This window comes from Micromonospora chaiyaphumensis (genome assembly GCF_900091435.1).
Lineage (GTDB): Bacteria > Actinomycetota > Actinomycetes > Mycobacteriales > Micromonosporaceae > Micromonospora > Micromonospora chaiyaphumensis.
Genome location: NZ_FMCS01000004.1, coordinates 175,017 through 191,507 on the forward strand (window position 1 = coordinate 175,017; position 16,491 = coordinate 191,507).

A 16,491-nucleotide genomic window follows, 5' to 3' on the forward strand; every position below is an offset into this window, starting at 1 on the left:
TGCGCGGGCCCACCGGACGGCGGTGCCGGGCGGGGGCCGACCGGCGTTGCCATCTCCACCGAACAGGTGGGAATTGTCGACAATCCCCAGGTCGCGCGTCCCGAATGGTGGCGGGGTCTTGACGCCGCCCGTCGCCTGCCCCAGTCTTCCTACCAACTAAGTAGGAATACTGCGGATTGGATACACGATGAGACGGCTCCCCTTCCGCCGCCTGGTCACCCTGGCCACCCTCGCCGTGGTCGGCGCGGCCACCCTGGGCGCCACCGCGGCCTGCGGCGACGACAGCGACGGAGCCGCCGGCGGCTCCGGTCCGGTGACGCTGCGCCTCGGCTACTTCCCGAACATCACCCACGCGCCGGCCGTCGTCGGCGTGGAGAAGGGCATCTTCAAGGAGAAGCTGGGCGGCGACGTCACGCTGGAGACCAAGACCTTCAACGCCGGTCCGGCGGCCATCGAGGCGGTCTTCTCCGGCGCGCTCGACGCTACGTACATCGGTCCGAACCCGACCGTGAACGCCTTCTCGAAGTCGAAGGGCGAGGCGGTCCGGGTCGTGTCCGGCGCCGCGTCCGGCGGCGTCGCGCTGGTCGTGAAGCCGGAGATCACCTCGGTGGAGCAGCTGCGCGGCAAGAAGATCGCCACCCCGCAGCTCGGCAACACCCAGGACGTCGCGCTGCGCTACTGGCTCAAGGAGAAGGGCCTCCAGACCACCAAGGAGGGCGGCGGCGACGTCAAGGTGGTCCCCCAGGAGAACGCGCAGACCGTCGAGACCTTCGGCAGCGGCGCCATCGACGGCGCGTGGGTGCCCGAGCCCTTCGTCTCCCGGCTGATCAACGCGGGCGGCAAGGTGCTGGTCGACGAGCGCGACCTCTGGCCGGACAAGAAGTTCGTCATCACCAACCTGCTGGTCAGCACCAAGTTCCTCAAGGCCCACCCGGACGTGGTGAAGAAGCTGGTCGAGGGGCAGGTCGCGGCCAACGAGTTCGTCAACAGCAAGCCGGACGAGGCCCAGCAGGCCATCTCCGACCACATCGGCAAGATCACCGGCAAGCCGCTGGACCTCAAGCTGATCAAGCAGGCCTGGCCGACGCTGGAGTTCACCAACGACCCGATCCCGGCCTCGCTGAAGACCGGCCTGGACCACGCCGTCGCCGTCGGGCTCACCCAGCCGGTCGACCTGAACGGCCTCTACGACCTGAAGTACCTGAACGAGGTGCTCAAGGCCCAGGGCAAGGCCGAGGTCGTCCAGCCGTGACGTCGACCACGACGACCCCGCGCAGCGCGACCGGCTCGGTCGCGCTGCGCGGCGTGACCAAGGTGTACGGCCAGGGCGAACAGGCCGTCCTGGCACTGGACGGGGTCTCGCTGGACGTCGCCCCCGGCGAGTTCGTCTGCCTGGTGGGCGCGTCCGGCTGCGGCAAGAGCACGCTGCTCAACCTGGTCGCCGGGCTGGACCGGGTCAGCGGCGGCCGGATCGACCTGGGCGAGGGGGTCAACCCCGGGCTGATGTTCCAGGAGTCGGCGCTGTTCCCGTGGCTCACCGTCGAGGGCAACGTCGAGGTGCCGCTCAAGCTGCGCGGGCTGCCCCGGGCGGAGCGCAGGGCGCGGGTCGCGGAACTGCTGCGCACCGTCCACCTGTCGGAGTTCGGCCGCAAGCGCCCGCACCAGCTCTCCGGCGGCATGCGGCAGCGGGTCGCGCTGGCCCGCACGCTCGCCCTGGACACGCCGGTGCTGCTGATGGACGAGCCGTTCGGCGCGCTCGACGCCATGACCCGGGACATCCTGCACGACGAGCTGGAACGGATCTGGTCCGAGCGGAAGCTCACCGTGATCTTCGTGACCCACAACGTCCGCGAGGCGGCCCGGCTCGCCGACCGGATCATCCTGCTCTCCAGCCGGCCCGGCCGGATCATCTACTCCACCGAGGTCGACGTGCCGCGACCCCGGCGGATCGACTCGCCGGAGATCGCGGCCATCGCCGCCGACGTCACCGACCGGCTGCGTACGGAGGTGGGCCGCCATGGCCAGTGACACGCTCGCCGGCTCCCCGCGCACCGACGCGGAGATCTCCGGTCTGGACGCTCTGGAGATCGCCGGCCAGGAGAAGGCGCCGTCCCGGCTGCGCCGCGGCTGGTCCGCGCTCTGGCCGAAGCTGGCCGCCCTCGCCCTGGCCATCGCCCTCTGGCAGGCCGTGGTCTGGACCGGTTGGAAGGATCCGTGGGCGCTGCCCGGACCGGCGGTGGTCTTCGAGGATCTCGGCCACTACCTGGTCAGCTCGGCGCTCTGGGAGGGCCTGGCCACCACCGCCCGGCGCGCCGCCGTGGGCTTCGCGGCCGCGGTCTCGGTGGGCCTGCTGCTCGGCCTGGCCGTGGCCCGGGTGAAGGTGCTCCGCGCCGCGCTCGGCTCGATGATCACCGCGTTGCAGACCATGCCGTCGATCGCCTGGTTCCCCCTCGCGATCCTGCTCTTCCAGCTCAGCGAGCAGGCGATCTTCTTCGTGGTGGTGCTCGGGGCGGCGCCCTCGGTCGCCAACGGCGTCATCCACGGCGTCGACTACGTGCCGCCGCTGCTGGTCCGGGCCGGCCGCAACCTCGGCGCCCACGGGCTGAACCTCTACCGGTACGTGATCGCGCCCGCCGCGCTGCCGGCCATCGTGGCCGGACTCAAGCAGGGCTGGGCGTTCGCCTGGCGCAGTCTCATGGCCGGCGAGCTGCTGGTGGTCATCGCCACCCGGACGTCGATCGGCGCGCAGCTCACCTACGCCCGGGAGCTGAGCGAGGCGCCCCGGCTGATGGCCATCATGATCGTGATCCTGGTGGTGGGCCTGCTGGTGGACGCCGCGTTCGGCGCGGCCGACAAGGCGATCCGCCGCCGCTGGGGCGTGCTGGACCAGGCCGGCAACTGAGGCCGTGTACGTCTCCGCGCGCGCCGACTACGCGCTCCGGGCCATGCTCGCCGTCGCCGACGCCGCCGGGTCCACCGGCGACGGGGGGTACGGGGGCGGCGAGCTGGTCAAGGCGGCGAGCCTGGCCGAGCGCCAGGACATCCCGCTCAGCTTCCTCCAGGGCATCCTGCTCGACCTGCGCCGGGCCGGGCTGCTGCACAGCCACCGCGGCACCGAGGGCGGGTACGCGCTCACCCGCCCACCCGCCGACATCAGCGTGGGCGACGTGCTGCGGGCGGTTGGCGGCGCGCTGACCAGCGTCCGGGGCATGCCCGCCGACCGGGCCGGCTACCACGGGGTGGCCGCCGGGCTGCGGGACGTGTGGCTGGCGGTGGACGGCGCGATCGCCCTGGTGGTCGACCGCACCACCCTCGCCGACCTGCTGGCCGACCGCGCCGCGGCGTCCTGACCATCGTCCGGCCGGAACCGGGCCGCGGGTGCGACGCGGCCCGGACCGATCGACCCCGGCTCGGCGGGCGGCGGCGTCCCGGCACGCCGGACACCGCCGCCCGCCAGGCCGGCGCGGAGGATCAGCCCCGGCGGCGCGGGCGGCGGGACCGGGACGGCCGGGAGGCCGGCGCGGAGGATCAGCCCCGGCGGCGCGGGCGGCGGGACCGGGACGGCCGGGAGGCCGGCGCGGAGGATCAGCCCCGGCGGCGCGGGCGGCGGGACCGGGACGGCCGGGAGGCCGGCGCGGGGTGCGGCGCGGGCGGCGGGGTGAGGCTGACCGGGACACCGGTGGGCTGGCGGGCGCCGGTGACGCGGGCCAGCTCCTCGTCGCCGGGGCGCACCCGGGCGGTGTGCGGGGTGATGCCGGCGACGGTCATCAGCCGGGAGACGTCCCGGCGCTGCTCCGGCAGGACCAGGGTGACCACGGTGCCGGACTCCCCCGCCCGGGCGGTCCGCCCGCCCCGGTGCAGGTAGTCCTTCGCCTCGGTCGGCGGGTCGGCGTTGACCACCAGGTCCAGCCCGTCGACGTGGATGCCCCGGGCCGCCACGTCGGTGGCCACCAGGGCGGTGACCTGGCCGGTGCGGAACTGCTCCAGGATCCGGGTGCGCTGCGGCTGGGTCTTGCCGCCGTGCAGGGCGGCGGCGCGTACCCCCTTGGCGAGCAGTTGGCGGGCGACCCGGTCGGCCCGGTGCTTGGTCGCCATGAACAGGATGGTGCGGCCCTCCCGGGCGGCGATGTGGGCCAGCGCGGCCGGCTTGTCCTCCGCCTCGACATGCAGCACGTGGTGGGTCATGGCGGTCACCGTGGCGGTGCCCGGGTCGACGGAGTGCGACACCGGGTTGCTCAGGAAGCGGCGGACCAGCTTGTCCACGCCGCCGTCCAGGGTGGCCGAGAACAGCATCCGCTGGCCGTTCGGCGCGACCTGCTCCAGCAACTTCGTCACCTGCGGCAGGAAGCCCATGTCGGCCATCTGGTCGGCCTCGTCGAGCACCGTGACGGCCACCTGGTCGAGCCGGGCGTCACCCCGGTCGATCAGGTCGTGCAGCCGGCCCGGGGTGGCCACCAGCACCTCGGCGCCGGCGCGCAGCGCGTCCGCCTGCCGCTGGAGGGAGAGCCCGCCGACCACGGTGGCGCAGCGCAGCCCGAGTGCCCGGGCGTACGGGGTGAGCGCCGCGGTGACCTGCTGGGCCAGCTCGCGGGTCGGCACCAGCACCAGCGCCAGCGGGCGGCGGGAGCCGGCCCGGCGACCGGCCGTGCGGTGCAGCAACGGCAGCCCGAAGGCGAGCGTCTTGCCCGAGCCGGTGCGACCACGGCCGAGCACGTCGCGGCCGGCCAGCGAGTCCGGCAGGGTCGCCGCCTGGATCGGGAACGGCTCGGTGATGCCCTGCGCGGCCAGCTCGGTGACCAGCGCCGGGGCCAGGCCGGTGGCGGCGAAGGTGGACATGGTCATGGTCATGCGGAAAGCCTTCCTCGACGCGGCACGTGTCGAGGAAGGGCGCCGGGAGCGGCGCGTCACCGGCGTCACCGGTGGTCACAAGCACGAACCGAAAGGTACGGGCCGGCCCGCCACAGCACGCCACGTCCCGCGGAGCGGGTGGGCGGCGCAGCGGACCGGCCCGTCACCGCGCCCGGGGGGCGCGATGGGTGTTACTGGCTGATCCGAAGATCAGAGCGGACGGATGTTCTCCGCCTGCGGGCCCTTCTGGCCCTGGGTCACCTCGAACTCGACCCGCTGGTTCTCGTCCAGGCTCCGGTAGCCGGAGGTCTGGATCGCCGAGAAGTGGGCGAAGACGTCGGCGCCGCCGTCGTCCGGGGTGATGAAGCCGAAGCCCTTGTCAGCGTTGAACCACTTGACGGTGCCAATTGCCATGTGTTTCGTCTCCTTGACGGAACGTTCGGACCCGCACCTGTTGCGGACCGAAGAGGAGCACACCGCGCGCGAGTGCGCGGCGTACCTGTCGCTGCTGGTCGCCCCGCCCGGAGAACTCCGGACACAACAAAGAGCGCCTGGGGCCACAATCCGCCAGGCGCACACAGAGTCTCTGGAAACCAAAACTGCAACGCGCCTAACCTACCACGATCTCTGCAACGCCGCGCCGTCTGCCGGAAATTCCGGCACCGCGGCGACCAGCGCGGTCAGCCCCGCGGCGTCGAGCAGGTCGGCCGGGCGGACGGTCACCCCGTCCCGGACGTAGTGGAAGGCGGCCCCCACCCGCTCGACCGGCACCCCGGTCAGCTCGGCCCAGGCCAGCCGGTAGACGGCGAGCTGCACGGCCGCCGCCTCGGCCTCCCGCCCGGTGGGCTGCCGGCCGGTCTTCCAGTCGACCACGTCGTAGCGGCCGCCGGGGCGGGCGAAGACGGCGTCCATCCGGCCCCGGACCACCACGCCCGCGATCACCGTGGCGAAGGGCACCTCCACCTCCACCGGCACCCGGTCGGCCCACTCGCTGGCCAGGAAGCGCTCCTGGAGTTCGGTCAGCGCGTCGTCCGGCGCGGCGTCGTCGTCGGCCGCGCCGGGCAGCTCGTCCACATCGAGCAGGCGGTCGGCGCCGAAGCGCTGCTCCAGCCAGGTGTGGAAGGCGGTGCCCCGGCGGGCGTACGGGTTGGGTTCGGTGGGCATCGGCCGGCGCAGCGTCCGGGCCAGCGCCTCGGGATCACGGCGCAGCGCCACGAGCTGGGTCACCGACAGGTGCCCGGGCAGCTCCACCTCGACGGCCTCGGCCCGCCGGGCCAGCTCGGCCCGTTCGGCCAGGAGCAGGTCGGCCTCCCGCCGCCAGCGGGCCACCTCGGCGTCCTCGACGGGCGGCCGCGTCTCTGCCGCGTCGACGGGCCCCGGCGTCTCGGCGTCCCCGGCCGGTGCCGGGGCGGCCGCCAGCAGGGCCTCCTCGCGGCGGGCCGCCTCGGGGTCGGCCAGGTGGCGGCGGACCAGGCCGGCCGCCTCGGCCAGCGCGGGGCGGCGGGCGCCGAGCGGGTCGGCCGGCCACTCCGCCCGCAGCACCGTCTCGGTGGTCGGGTTGACCGCGTCCCCGGCGGGCTCGGGCGCCCACGCGTCGATCAGGTGGCCGTCGCCGCCGGCCAGGCAGGCGTCGTGCACCTCGCGGAGGAAGACCGACGGGCCGCGGAACTTCTTCGTCGCCTCCCCCCACCAGTAGCCGGAACAGAGCAGCAGCCGGCGGGGCCGGGTCACCGCCACGTACGCCAGCCGGCGCTCCTCCCGCTCGTCGTGCGCCCGCCAGGCGTCGGTGAAGTCCTCCACCGCCCGGGCCACCCCGCGCTGGTCGTCCGCACCCTCAAGGGCCAGCTCGGGCAGCCCGTCCGCGTCGCCGCGCAGCGGGAAGGGCAGCACGCCGAGCCCGCCCAGCCAGTGGTCGGAGTTGCGCACCGGCCCCGGCCAGACGCCCCGGGTCAGCCCGGCCACCGACACCACGTCCCACTCCAGACCCTTGGCGGCGTGCGCCGTCAGGATCTGCACCGCGCCCTCCACCACCTCCACCTCGCCCGGGGTGAGGCCGCGCTCCTCGTCCTCGGCCGCGGCCAGGTAGGCGAGGAAACCGGCCAGCGTGGCGCCGGGCGTCTCGCCGCTGAACCGGGCGGCCACGTCGCCGAGCGCGTCCAGGTGCGCGCGGGCCAGGCCGGCGTCGCCGGCGCCGTCCCGGCCGGCCCGGACCGCCACCTCCACGTCCAGGCCGATGGTCCGCTCGATGTCCGCGATCAGCTCCGGCAGCGACTGGTCCAACCGGTAGCGCAGCAGCGCCAGCTCCATCCCGTAGGACCGCAGCCGGGCGAACCCCTCCGCCGAGTACGCCTGCGCCGGCCCCAGGTCGGCCAGCGCCTCGACGAGGGTGGCCTCGTCCAGCGCGTCCACGGTGATCTCCGGCCCGTCGTCGCCGGTCACCTCCCGCCGGGCCCGCGCGATGGCCCGGGCGCGCCGGTGCAGCGCGACCAGGTCGCGCGGGCCGATGCGCCAGCGCGCGCCGGTGAGCAGCCGCAGCAGCGCCGCCCCGTCCGTCGGGTCGGCCAGCACCCGCAGCGTGCAGACCACGTCCCGGATCTCGGGGGTGTCCAGCAGCCCGCCCAGGCCGACCACGTCGACGGGCAGCCCGCGGGCGCGCAGCGCCGCCTCGAGAGCCGGGATCTGGCTGCGCAGCCGGACCAGCACGGCGGTGGTCGGGCGCCGGTGCGCCGGGATGTGCTCGGGCAGCGCCTCGGGCATCCCGGCCGCCCCGCGCCAGGCCGCCAGCACGCTGTCGGCGATCCAGTCGGCCTCGTCGGCGTACGTCTCCAGCAGCGCGCAGTGCACCGTGCCGGCGGCTTGCCCGCCGGGGCTGCGGTGCGGGATGGGGTCGCGGACGGTGAGTGCCGCGTGCAGCTCGGGCACCCGGGCGCCGGCCGCCCGCAGCGGCACCGACAGCGCGTTGGCGACGCCGAGGATCTCCGGTCGGTTGCGCCAGCTCGTGGTGAGGCTGAGCACCTCGGCGGGGGCGCCGTCGGTGCGGGCGAACTCGGTGGGGAACCGGTCGAGCGTGCCGGCGCTGGCCCCGCGCCAGCCGTAGATGGACTGGCAGGGGTCACCCACCGCGGTGACCGGGTGGCCGCCGCCGAAGAGGGCGTTGAGCAGCACCACCTGGGCGTGGCTGGTGTCCTGGTACTCGTCCAGCAGCACCACCCGGAACCGGTCCCGCTCGATCACCCCGACACCGGGGTGGTCGCGGGCCACCCGCGCGGCCCGGGCCAGCTGGTCGGCGAAGTCCATGGCCTCGAAGTCGTCCTTGCGCCGGGCGTACGCGCGGACCAGCGGCAGCAGCTTCAGCCGGGTCCGCTGGAGCTGGAGGGCCTTGCGCACGTCGGCGTAGACCCGCCCCGGGCGGGACTGCACCTCGGCGAAGAACCGGCCGGTCCAGGCGGCCAGCTCGTCCGGGTCGACCAGGTGCTCGTCCAGTTCGCCGGCCAGGGCGAGCACCGCGTCGGTGATGGTCGACGGCATCCGGTCCACCTCGGACATGTCGCCGTCGTAGTTGCGCACCAGCAGGTCGACGAGCTGCCAGCGGGACGCCTCGGTGAGCAGGCGGGTGGTCGGCTCGTAGCCGGCGCGCAGCCCGTGCTCGGTGACGATCCGGCCCGCGTACGAGTGGTAGGTGGACACGGTCGGCTCACCGGCCAGGGGGTCCTCGTGCGGGTCCCGGCCCTGCCGGCCGAGCCGGCGGATGAGCTGGTCGAGCCGGGTGCGGACGCGGTGCGCCAGCTCGCCGGCCGCCTTGCGGGTGAAGGTGAGGCCGAGGATCTGCTCGGGGCGCACGTAGGAGTTGGCGACCAGCCAGACCACCCGGGCGGCCATCGTCTCGGTCTTCCCGGAGCCGGCGCCCGCGACCACCAGCAGCGGCTCCACCGGCGCGGCGATGATCGCCGCCTGTTCCCGGGTGGGCGCCGGCAGTCGCAGCAGTTTGGCCAGCTCGACCGGGGTGTAGCGGGGGCCGGCGTCGGCGGTCCGGGGCGTCGGGGTGGCGGTGGCGCCGAAAAGCGTCGGCTGGGTCGTCATGGGTGCTCCGTGGGCGGCTCGACGACCTGGCGGCCCTGCCCGGAGACCGGGCAGCTCGTGCGCACCGGGCAGACCCGGCACTTCGAGTTGGCGACGGCGGCGAAGGTGGCGGCGGCCATCGTGTCGGCGGTGCGCCGGACCAGCGCGGTGGCCCAGCCGGCCTCGGGCCCCTCCCCGGCCGCGGCCTGGGCCTGCTCCTTGGCCTCCTTGGCGCCGGTGCCGAGCTGCACGAGCGCGGCGCCCCCGGACTCCTCCCCGAACTCGGCGAACGCCCCCGCCTCCACGGCCGCCTGGTAGGCGCCGAGCTGCGGGTGCTCGGCCACCTCCCGCTCGGTGACCGCCGTGGACTTGCCGGTCTTCAGGTCGATCACGACGAGCCGCCCCTCGGCGTCGACCTCCAGCCGGTCGACCCGGCCGGTCAGCTCGACCGGCCGGTGCGGGTCGTCGAGGCGGACCGCGAACTCGTGCTCGATGGCGAGCAGCCGCCGCGGGTTGCCGGCGAGCCAGCGCAGCAGCTTGTCCACCATGGCCTCGGCGCGGGCCCGTTCCGGGCCGACCATCCAGCGGGCGGCCAGCTCGATGGCGTCGAACCGGGCGGCCACGTACTCCAGCAGGGCGGTCCGGTCGACGCTGGCGTCCTCGGCCAGCATGGCGGCGGCGTGCACCAGGTTGCCGACGCCCTGCGCCGCGCTGGCCGGGGCGCTGCCGCCGTGCCGTTCCAGCAGCCAGCGCAGGCTGCACCGCAGGGCGCTCTCCATGGCCGACGGGGTGACCCGCACCGGCTCGCCGTCGTCGACCAGGGGGCGGTCGTCGGACAGGCCGCGCAGCCCCCACCAGTCGTCCGGATGCGCGCCGGGCACCCCCGCGGCGGCCAGCCGGGCCAGCTCGGCCGCCGCGGCGCGCCGCCGGGTGACCGGTGCCGCCGGATCGGTGATCGCGGTACGCAGTTCGGCCACCAGCGCCGACAGGGTGAGCCCGCGCGGCGGCAGGGTGACCGGGAGTACGCCGGGCGGCCCATCCTCGTGGTCCTCACCCCCCGTCGGCACCGGCCCGTCCGACGCCGGCGCCACGGTCAGCGCGGCACCGTCGGTCGGGCCGCGCCTCTCCGGGCCGCTCGGGCGCGGTTCCGGGTCCGGGCGGGGCGGGGTCGTGCCGCCCCCGCCGATCGCGGGCGGGTCGGTGGCGGCCAGCTCGTGCAGGAAGCGGCTGGGCTGCTCCTCGTGGTCGTCGCCGCCGACCGCCGCCGAGGCGACCGCGGTGACCAGCAGCCGGCGCCGGGCCCGGCTGACGGCGACGTGGAACAGCCGGCGCTCCTCGTCCAGCAGCGCCGAGGTCTGCCCGACCAGGCTGGCCCGCAGCCCGGCGCCGTCGGCCCGCCCGGCCAGCACGTCGACCAGCCGCTCCGAGCCGAGCAGGCTGCCGCGCAGCCGCAGGTCCGGCCAGACGCCCTCCTGCACCCCGGCGATCGCGATCAGGTCCCACTCCAGGCCCTTGGCGGCGTGCGCGGTGAGCAGGCGTACGGCCTCGCCCCGGTCGGCGCTGGCGGCGAGCGTGTCGGCCGGCAGCTCCTGGCCGAGCACGTGGTCGAGGAAGACCTCGGTGCGCGCGCCGGGCAGCCGGTCGGTGAACCGGGCCGCCGCGTCGAAGAGGACCATGACGGCATCGAGATCGCGGTCGGCGGCCTCGGCCCGCCAGCGCTGCGCGGTCTCGTGCTCCCCGGTGGCCGCCCGGCCGCGGGTGATCGCCCCGGCCCAGCGCTCGGCGAGGCCGCTCTCCCGCCACACCGCCCAGAGCACGTCCTCAGCGGTCGCGCCGGGGGTGGCGGCGGCCTGCCGGGCGGTGTCCAGCAGGTGCGCCACGGCCTGCGCCGGGGCGGCCCAGCGCCGCTCGACGGTGGCCAGCTCGGCCGGGTCGCGCAGCGCCTCGACGATCAGCTCGCCGGAGGGGCGGCGGTCACCGGCGGCCAGCGCGAGCGCGCGCAGCCCCTGGCGCAGCCGCCGCTCGGCGAGCGGGTCCGCGCCGCCCAGCGGCGAGTGCAGCAGGGCGACCGCCGACTCCTCGTCGAGCCGGTCGGGTTCGAGCGCGCAGCGGAGCAGGAGCAACAGCGGTGCCACGCCGGGCTGGAGGTGCAGCGGCAGGTCCTCGCCGTGCACCACGGTCGGCACCCCGGCGGTGTGCAGGGCGCGCCGCAGCGAGGGCAGCTGCCGGCCGGTGGAGCGGACCAGCACCGCCATCCGCGACCACGGCACCCCGTCGAGCAGGTGCGCCTCGCGCAGCGCGTGGGCCAGCCAGGCGGACTCGCTGGTGGCCGAGCGGAAAGTGCGGACGTCCACGGTGGCCGGCGGGGCGTCGGGAAGGGGACGCAGCCGCCGGTGCGCCGCCGGGCCGCGCAGCCGGCGGGCCAGCCGGGCGGTGGCCGCCAGCAGCTCCGGCCCGGCCCGGTAGGAGGTGGTCAGCGTGACCTGGGCGGCCGGCGCGCCCGAGGCCGTGCGGAACCGGTGCGGGAAGGTGGTCACGCCGGCCGGGTCGGCGCCGCGGAACGCGTACGTGGAGGAGTCCGGGTCGGCGAAGGCGACCAGGGGCTTGCCGCCGCCGGCGACCACGGCGAGCAGGTCGAGCTGGGCGGGGTCGGTGTCGGCCAGCTCGTCGACGTAGACGTGGGCGAGCCGGCGGCGCTCGGCGGCCAGCAGCTCCGGGTCGTCGAGCAGCATGCCGGTGGCGGCCCGGACCAGCTCGGCCGGGTCGTACGCGATCGAGCCCCGGTTGCTCACGTCGCGCAGGGCGAGGACGGCCACGTACTCACGGAGGAAGCGGGCGGCGGCCGGCCAGTCGGCGCGCCCCAGCTTCTCGCCCAGCCGGGCCAGCTCCACCGGGCCGACGCCCCGCTCGGCGGCGCGCATGAGCAGGTCGCGGAGCTGCTGGGCGAAGGCCCGGGTGCGCAGGGCCGGGCGCAGGTCCTCCGGCCAGCCGACCGGATCGTCCTCCGGCTCCTCGCCCACGATGTCGAGCAGCTCGCGGATGATGAGGTCCTGCTCGGGGCCGGTGAGCAGCCGGGGCGAGGGTTCGCCGCGTTCGGCGGCGGCCCGGCGGAGCAGCCCGAAGGCGTACGCCGGGAAGGTGCGCACCAGCGGCTCGCGGACGACCCGGTGACCGTCGCCGGCGATCCGCGCCTCGATCCGGTGGCGCAGGTCGGTGGCGCCCCGCCGGCCGAAGGTGAGCACCAGGACGTGTTCCGGGTCGACGCCCTCGGCCACCCGGGCGGCGACCGCCTCGACCAGGGTGGCGGTCTTGCCGGTGCCCGGCCCGCCGACGACCAGCATCGGCCCGTCGGTGTGCGCGACGACCTCGGCCTGCACCGGGTCCGGCCGGCGCGGAGACGGGTGCGCGGCATCGCCCGCGGACCCCCCGGATCGCGGCTCCGTCTCGGCCGGCCCACCGGACCGACCACCCCCCTGCCCCGCCCCGGCGTCGCGGGAGACCCCCGTCCCCGCCTCGCCGGCCCGGCGCACCAGCCGATACGCCTGCATCCCCGACATCCCACCACGCCGGTACGACACCAGAAAACCCGCCGCCGCCCCGCACCCCCGACTCCCGCCGATCATGAGGTTGGCGGCACTCAAGGAGATCGACTTCGCCGTCAACCTCATGATCGCCGGACCGGGGCGGCGGGTCAGGTGAGGCGGTGGTCCAGGAGGTCGAGGGCTTCCTGGACGGTGGGCGCCACCAGGAGGAGGTCCAGGCCGGCAGGCTTGAGGAAGTGGCGGTCGGCCAGGGTGCGCAGCCAGTCGAGCAACGGGCGGTAGAAGCCGTCGGCGTCGACCAGCACCATCGGCTTGGCGTGCAGGGCCAGCGTGGCGGTGGTCCAGACCTCGAACAGCTCGTCCAGGGTGCCGAGCCCGCCGGGCAGCGCGACGAACGCGTCCGACTTGTCGATCATCAGAGTCTTGCGGCTGGCCATCCCGTCGGTGATCAGCAGCTCGTCGGAGGCCAGGTCGGCGACCTCAAGGTCGACCAGCGCCTGCGGGATGACACCCAGGGTGCGGCCGCCGGCGGCGCGCGCCCCGTCGGCCACCGCGCCCATCATCCCCACGCACCCGCCGCCGCTGACCAGCGTGTGCCCGCGCCGGGCCAGCTCCGCGCCGGTGTCGGTGGCCAGGTCCAGCCAGCGGGCGTCGAGGGTACGCGAGGACGCGCAGAACACGCAGACGTTCGCCATGCTCAGCCCTGCTCCGCCGGGCCCTCGGGGGCGGCCTCCGCGGCGGCCCGCTGGTCGGCGGCGACCCGCGCGACCGCGTCCTCGCGGATCGCCTCCTGCTCGGCCGAGAGCACGGCCTCGGCCTCCACGATGTGCCGGACCGCCTCGTTGACGTCATCGGTGACGCAGATCAGGTCCAGGTCGTTCGGGCCGATCTTGCCGTCGGCGGCCATGGTGTCCCGGAGCCAGTCGAGCAGGCCCCGCCAGTAGTCGACGCCCATGAGCACCACGGGGAAACGGGTCACCTTGCCGGTCTGCACCAGGGTGAGCGCCTCGAAGAGCTCGTCCATGGTGCCGAAGCCGCCGGGCAGCACCACGAACGCCTGGGCGTACTTGACGAACATGGTCTTGCGGGCGAAGAAGTAGCGGAAGTCGATGGCCAGGTCGACCCAGTCGTTGAGGCCCTGCTCGAACGGAAGCTCGATGCCGAGCCCGACGGAGAGCCCGCCCGCCTCGCCGGCGCCCCGGTTGGCCGCCTCCATGACACCCGGCCCGCCGCCGGTGATCACGGCGTAGCCGGCCCGGGCCAGCGCGCCGCCCAGTTCCTCGGCCAGCCGGCACTCGGGGCTCTCCGGCTTGCTGCGGGCCGAACCGAAGACGCTGACCGCGGGCGGCAGGTCGGCGAGGGTGTCGAAGCCCTCGACGAACTCGGACAGGATGCGCAGCGCCCGCCAGGCGTCCTTGGTCTTCCAGTCGCCCCGGCCCCGGGAGTCGAGCAGCCGCTGGTCGGCGGTGCTGGTCGGGATGGCCTGGTTGCGCAGCGTGACGGCACCCCGGTGCCGTTCCCCGCTCGGCCCGCGGCCCGGCCCGTTGCTCTGGCTCATGGGGCCACCGTAGTGGAGCCGGGGCGGCGCGGTGCGGAGGCGGGCGGCCCGGAGAAATTCTTCGTGATCAAGGGCAACTAAATGGCTCGCTCGTACGTCTTACTATTCACATACCGGGTATGCCCGGGCGACGCGCCTTCGGGGGAGGAGCCAGCGTTGATCAGCAACAGCGAGATGATCCGGATCCGCCGGCAGATGCAGCGGCGGATCCGCGACGTGGTGGCCGAGCGCCGCCGCGCCCGGATGATGGAAGCCCACCACACCGACCTCACCGGCGAGACCACCGAGACGGAGACCCCGCTGACGACCACGCTCTGACGGTCCGGCCGGCCCGGGGGTCCGCGTCACCGACGCGGGCCCCCGGTCGCGTGATCAGGACGAGGCGAGCCAGCGGTGCAGGGTGGCCGCGCCGTCACGGATCTTGGTCAGCTCGACGTGCTCGTCCTTGTGGTGCGCCAGGTTGGGGTCGCCGGGGCCGAAGTTCAGCGCCGGGATGCCCATGGCCGCGAACCGCGCCACGTCCGTCCAGCCCAGCTTGCCGATCGGGGCGGCGCCGACCGCGGCCAGGAACTCCTGCGCCGGCGGGTTGTCCAGCCCCGGCGCCGCGCCGGCCGCCGCGTCGGTGACCGCCAGGTCGAAGCCGGCGAAGACCTCGCGCAGGTGCGCCTCGGCCGCGGCCGGGTCACGGTCCGGGGCGTACCGGTAGTTGATCTCGATGTCGCAGCGGTCCGGGATGACGTTGCCCGCCACCCCGCCGGTGATCCGCACCGCGTTCAGGCCCTCGCGGTAGTCGCAGCCCTCGATGGTCACCCGGCGCGCCTCGTACGTGGTCAGCCGCCGCAGCACCTCGCCGGCGCCGTGGATGGCGTTCACCCCGTGCCAGGACCGGGCCGCGTGGGCCCGCTCGCCGTGCGTGGTGACGATCGCCCGCATGGTGCCCTGGCAGCCCGCCTCCACGATCCCGTAGGTCGGCTCCAGCAGCAGGGCGAAGTCGGCCGCCAGCCACTCCGGGTGCGCCTGGGAGACGAGCGTGAGGCCGTTGTACCTCGACTCGATCTCCTCGGCCTCGTAGAAGAGGTAGGTCACGTCGTAGCGCGGGTCCGGCAGGGTCACCGCCAGGTGCAGCGCGAAGGCCACGCCGGACTTCATGTCGGAGGTGCCGCAGCCGTACATCAGATCGCCGCGCATGGTCGACGGGAAGTTGTCGTTGAGCGGCACGGTGTCCAGGTGGCCGGCGAGCACCACCCGCTGCGGCCGGCCCAGGTCGGTACGCGCCATCACCGTGTTGGAGTGCCGGTAGGTGGTGAGGTGCGGCACGCCCCGCAGCACCTCCTCGACGCAGTCGGCGATCGCCTTCTCGTTGAGCGACACGGACTCGATGTCGACCAGCGCGCGGGTCAGCGCCACCGGATCGGCCAAGACCTCGGGGGTCAACGGGTTCTGCATGTGTGGCACGGTACCGTCATTTTCGTGACGACCGCACAGTCTGCCTGGGGCATCGGCCTGGCCACGATCACCGCTGACGACCAGGTGCTGGACACCTGGTACCCGACCGGCAAGCTGGGGCTCGGCGACCTGCCGCTGGTCGCCGGTGAGGACGAGGCCGACGTGCTCGACCTGCCGCCCGGCGCGGTCGGCGAGCGGGCGCTGCCCGGCCTGCGTACCGTCCAGGTGGTCACCGTGATCGGCTCGCTGGACGACCCGATCAAGGACGCGCCCGACGCGTACCTGCGGTTGCACCTGCTCTCCCACCGCCTGGTGCGGCCCAACGAGCTCAACCTCGACGGCATCTTCGGCAAGCTGGCCAACGTGGCCTGGACCTCGGCCGGACCGTGCCCGCCGGAGCGGGTCGACGAGCTGCGGGTCATCGAGCGGGCCGCCGGCCGCCACCTGGCCGTTCACGGGGTGGACAAGTTCCCCCGGATGACCGACTACGTGGTCCCGGCCGGCGTGCGCATCGCCGACGCGGACCGGGTCCGGCTCGGCGCGCACCTGGCCGCCGGCACCACCGTCATGCACGAGGGCTTCGTCAACTTCAACGCCGGCACACTGGGCACCTCGATGGTCGAGGGCCGGATCGTGCAGGGCGTGGTGGTCGGTGACGGCTCCGACATCGGCGGTGGCGCCTCGATCATGGGCACCCTCTCCGGCGGCGGCACCGAGAAGGTGCGCATCGGCGAGCGGAGCCTGGTCGGCGCGAACGCGGGTGTGGGCATCACCCTGGGCGACGACTGCGTGGTCGAGGCCGGCTGCTACATCACCGCCGCCTCGAAGATCACCCTGCCGGACGGGCGGGTGGTCAAGGCCCGCGAGATCTCCGGGGTGGACGGCCTGCTGTTCTGGCGCAACTCGGTGACCGGCGCGCTGGAGGCGAAGCCGCGCAGCGGCCGGGGCATCGAGCTGAACGCGGCGCTGCACGCCAACGACTGACCCGCGACGCGGAGCGGGCCGGGGTCGCGACGCCCCGGCCCGTCCGCCGTCCGG

13 protein-coding genes are annotated in these 16,491 nt (G+C 74.9%); 6 read left to right on the forward strand and 7 right to left on the reverse strand.

All coding sequences use genetic code 11. The annotated features are described in order from the left end of the window. Positions 1 to 187 precede the first annotated feature (187 nt). The 4 genes from GA0070214_RS12835 to GA0070214_RS12850 are packed head-to-tail and all read left to right on the forward strand — an operon-like array spanning position 188 to position 3,350. Positions 188 to 1,252, forward strand: a complete 1,065-nt coding sequence (locus tag GA0070214_RS12835; RefSeq protein ID WP_091262436.1) for an ABC transporter substrate-binding protein — start codon at positions 188 to 190, stop codon at positions 1,250 to 1,252. Then, the gene (locus GA0070214_RS12840) at positions 1,249 to 2,028 is read left to right on the forward strand and encodes an ABC transporter ATP-binding protein (protein WP_091262438.1); all 780 of its coding nucleotides are present in this window, start codon (positions 1,249 to 1,251) and stop codon (positions 2,026 to 2,028) included. Before GA0070214_RS12835 ends, GA0070214_RS12840 begins: the two co-directional genes overlap by 4 nt. After that, the gene (locus GA0070214_RS12845) at positions 2,018 to 2,902 is read left to right on the forward strand and encodes an ABC transporter permease (protein WP_091262440.1); all 885 of its coding nucleotides are present in this window, start codon (positions 2,018 to 2,020) and stop codon (positions 2,900 to 2,902) included. The genes GA0070214_RS12840 and GA0070214_RS12845 overlap by 11 nt, the downstream gene beginning before the upstream one ends. A gap of 4 nt (positions 2,903 to 2,906) precedes the next feature. Then, positions 2,907 to 3,350 carry an RrF2 family transcriptional regulator gene (locus tag GA0070214_RS12850; protein ID WP_091262442.1) on the forward strand — a complete coding sequence of 148 codons (444 nt, stop codon included), beginning with the start codon at positions 2,907 to 2,909 and terminating at the stop codon, positions 3,348 to 3,350. 235 nt (positions 3,351 to 3,585) lie between these two features. Here the strand turns inward: GA0070214_RS12850 and GA0070214_RS12855 are convergent, their stop codons facing one another. The 6 genes from GA0070214_RS12855 to GA0070214_RS12880 all read right to left on the reverse strand — a co-directional run bounded on the left by GA0070214_RS12855 (position 3,586) and on the right by GA0070214_RS12880 (position 14,007). Continuing rightward, positions 3,586 to 4,848 carry a DEAD/DEAH box helicase gene (locus GA0070214_RS12855; RefSeq protein ID WP_091262445.1) on the reverse strand — a complete coding sequence of 421 codons (1,263 nt, stop codon included), beginning with the start codon at positions 4,846 to 4,848 and terminating at the stop codon, positions 3,586 to 3,588. A 210-nt stretch (positions 4,849 to 5,058) separates the two neighbouring features. Further along, positions 5,059 to 5,262 (reverse strand): transcription antiterminator/RNA stability regulator CspE, encoded by a 204-nt coding sequence (gene cspE / locus GA0070214_RS12860; protein WP_013288421.1) that lies wholly within the window; start codon positions 5,260 to 5,262, stop codon positions 5,059 to 5,061. Positions 5,263 to 5,463: 201 nt separating this feature from the next. Continuing rightward, positions 5,464 to 8,928, reverse strand: coding sequence for an ATP-dependent helicase (locus tag GA0070214_RS12865; protein WP_091262447.1), 3,465 nt, complete (start codon positions 8,926 to 8,928; stop codon positions 5,464 to 5,466). Continuing rightward, complete coding sequence (locus tag GA0070214_RS12870) at positions 8,925 to 12,455, reverse strand: ATP-dependent helicase (protein WP_091262449.1); 3,531 nt, start codon at positions 12,453 to 12,455, stop codon at positions 8,925 to 8,927. Before GA0070214_RS12870 ends, GA0070214_RS12865 begins: the two co-directional genes overlap by 4 nt. 143 nt (positions 12,456 to 12,598) lie before the next feature. Then, positions 12,599 to 13,144, reverse strand: a complete 546-nt coding sequence (locus tag GA0070214_RS12875) for an LOG family protein (protein WP_091262451.1) — start codon at positions 13,142 to 13,144, stop codon at positions 12,599 to 12,601. Between the two features lie 2 nt (positions 13,145 to 13,146). Then, positions 13,147 to 14,007, reverse strand: a complete 861-nt coding sequence (locus GA0070214_RS12880) for an LOG family protein (protein ID WP_091262453.1) — start codon at positions 14,005 to 14,007, stop codon at positions 13,147 to 13,149. Between the two features lie 156 nt (positions 14,008 to 14,163). On the opposite strand from GA0070214_RS12880, the gene GA0070214_RS31835 reads away from it, so the two are divergent. Beyond that, complete coding sequence (locus tag GA0070214_RS31835) at positions 14,164 to 14,325, forward strand: hypothetical protein (RefSeq protein WP_167364265.1); 162 nt, start codon at positions 14,164 to 14,166, stop codon at positions 14,323 to 14,325. A 54-nt stretch (positions 14,326 to 14,379) separates the two neighbouring features. On the opposite strand, the gene dapE is transcribed toward GA0070214_RS31835, so the two are convergent. Then, complete coding sequence (gene dapE / locus GA0070214_RS12885) at positions 14,380 to 15,453, reverse strand: succinyl-diaminopimelate desuccinylase (protein WP_091262455.1); 1,074 nt, start codon at positions 15,451 to 15,453, stop codon at positions 14,380 to 14,382. 24 nt (positions 15,454 to 15,477) lie between these two features. Here dapE and dapD point away from each other — a divergent pair, with 24 nt between their 5' ends. Continuing rightward, complete coding sequence (gene dapD / locus GA0070214_RS12890; protein ID WP_091263092.1) at positions 15,478 to 16,437, forward strand: 2,3,4,5-tetrahydropyridine-2,6-dicarboxylate N-succinyltransferase; 960 nt, start codon at positions 15,478 to 15,480, stop codon at positions 16,435 to 16,437. The last annotated feature ends 54 nt before the right edge of the window (positions 16,438 to 16,491 follow it).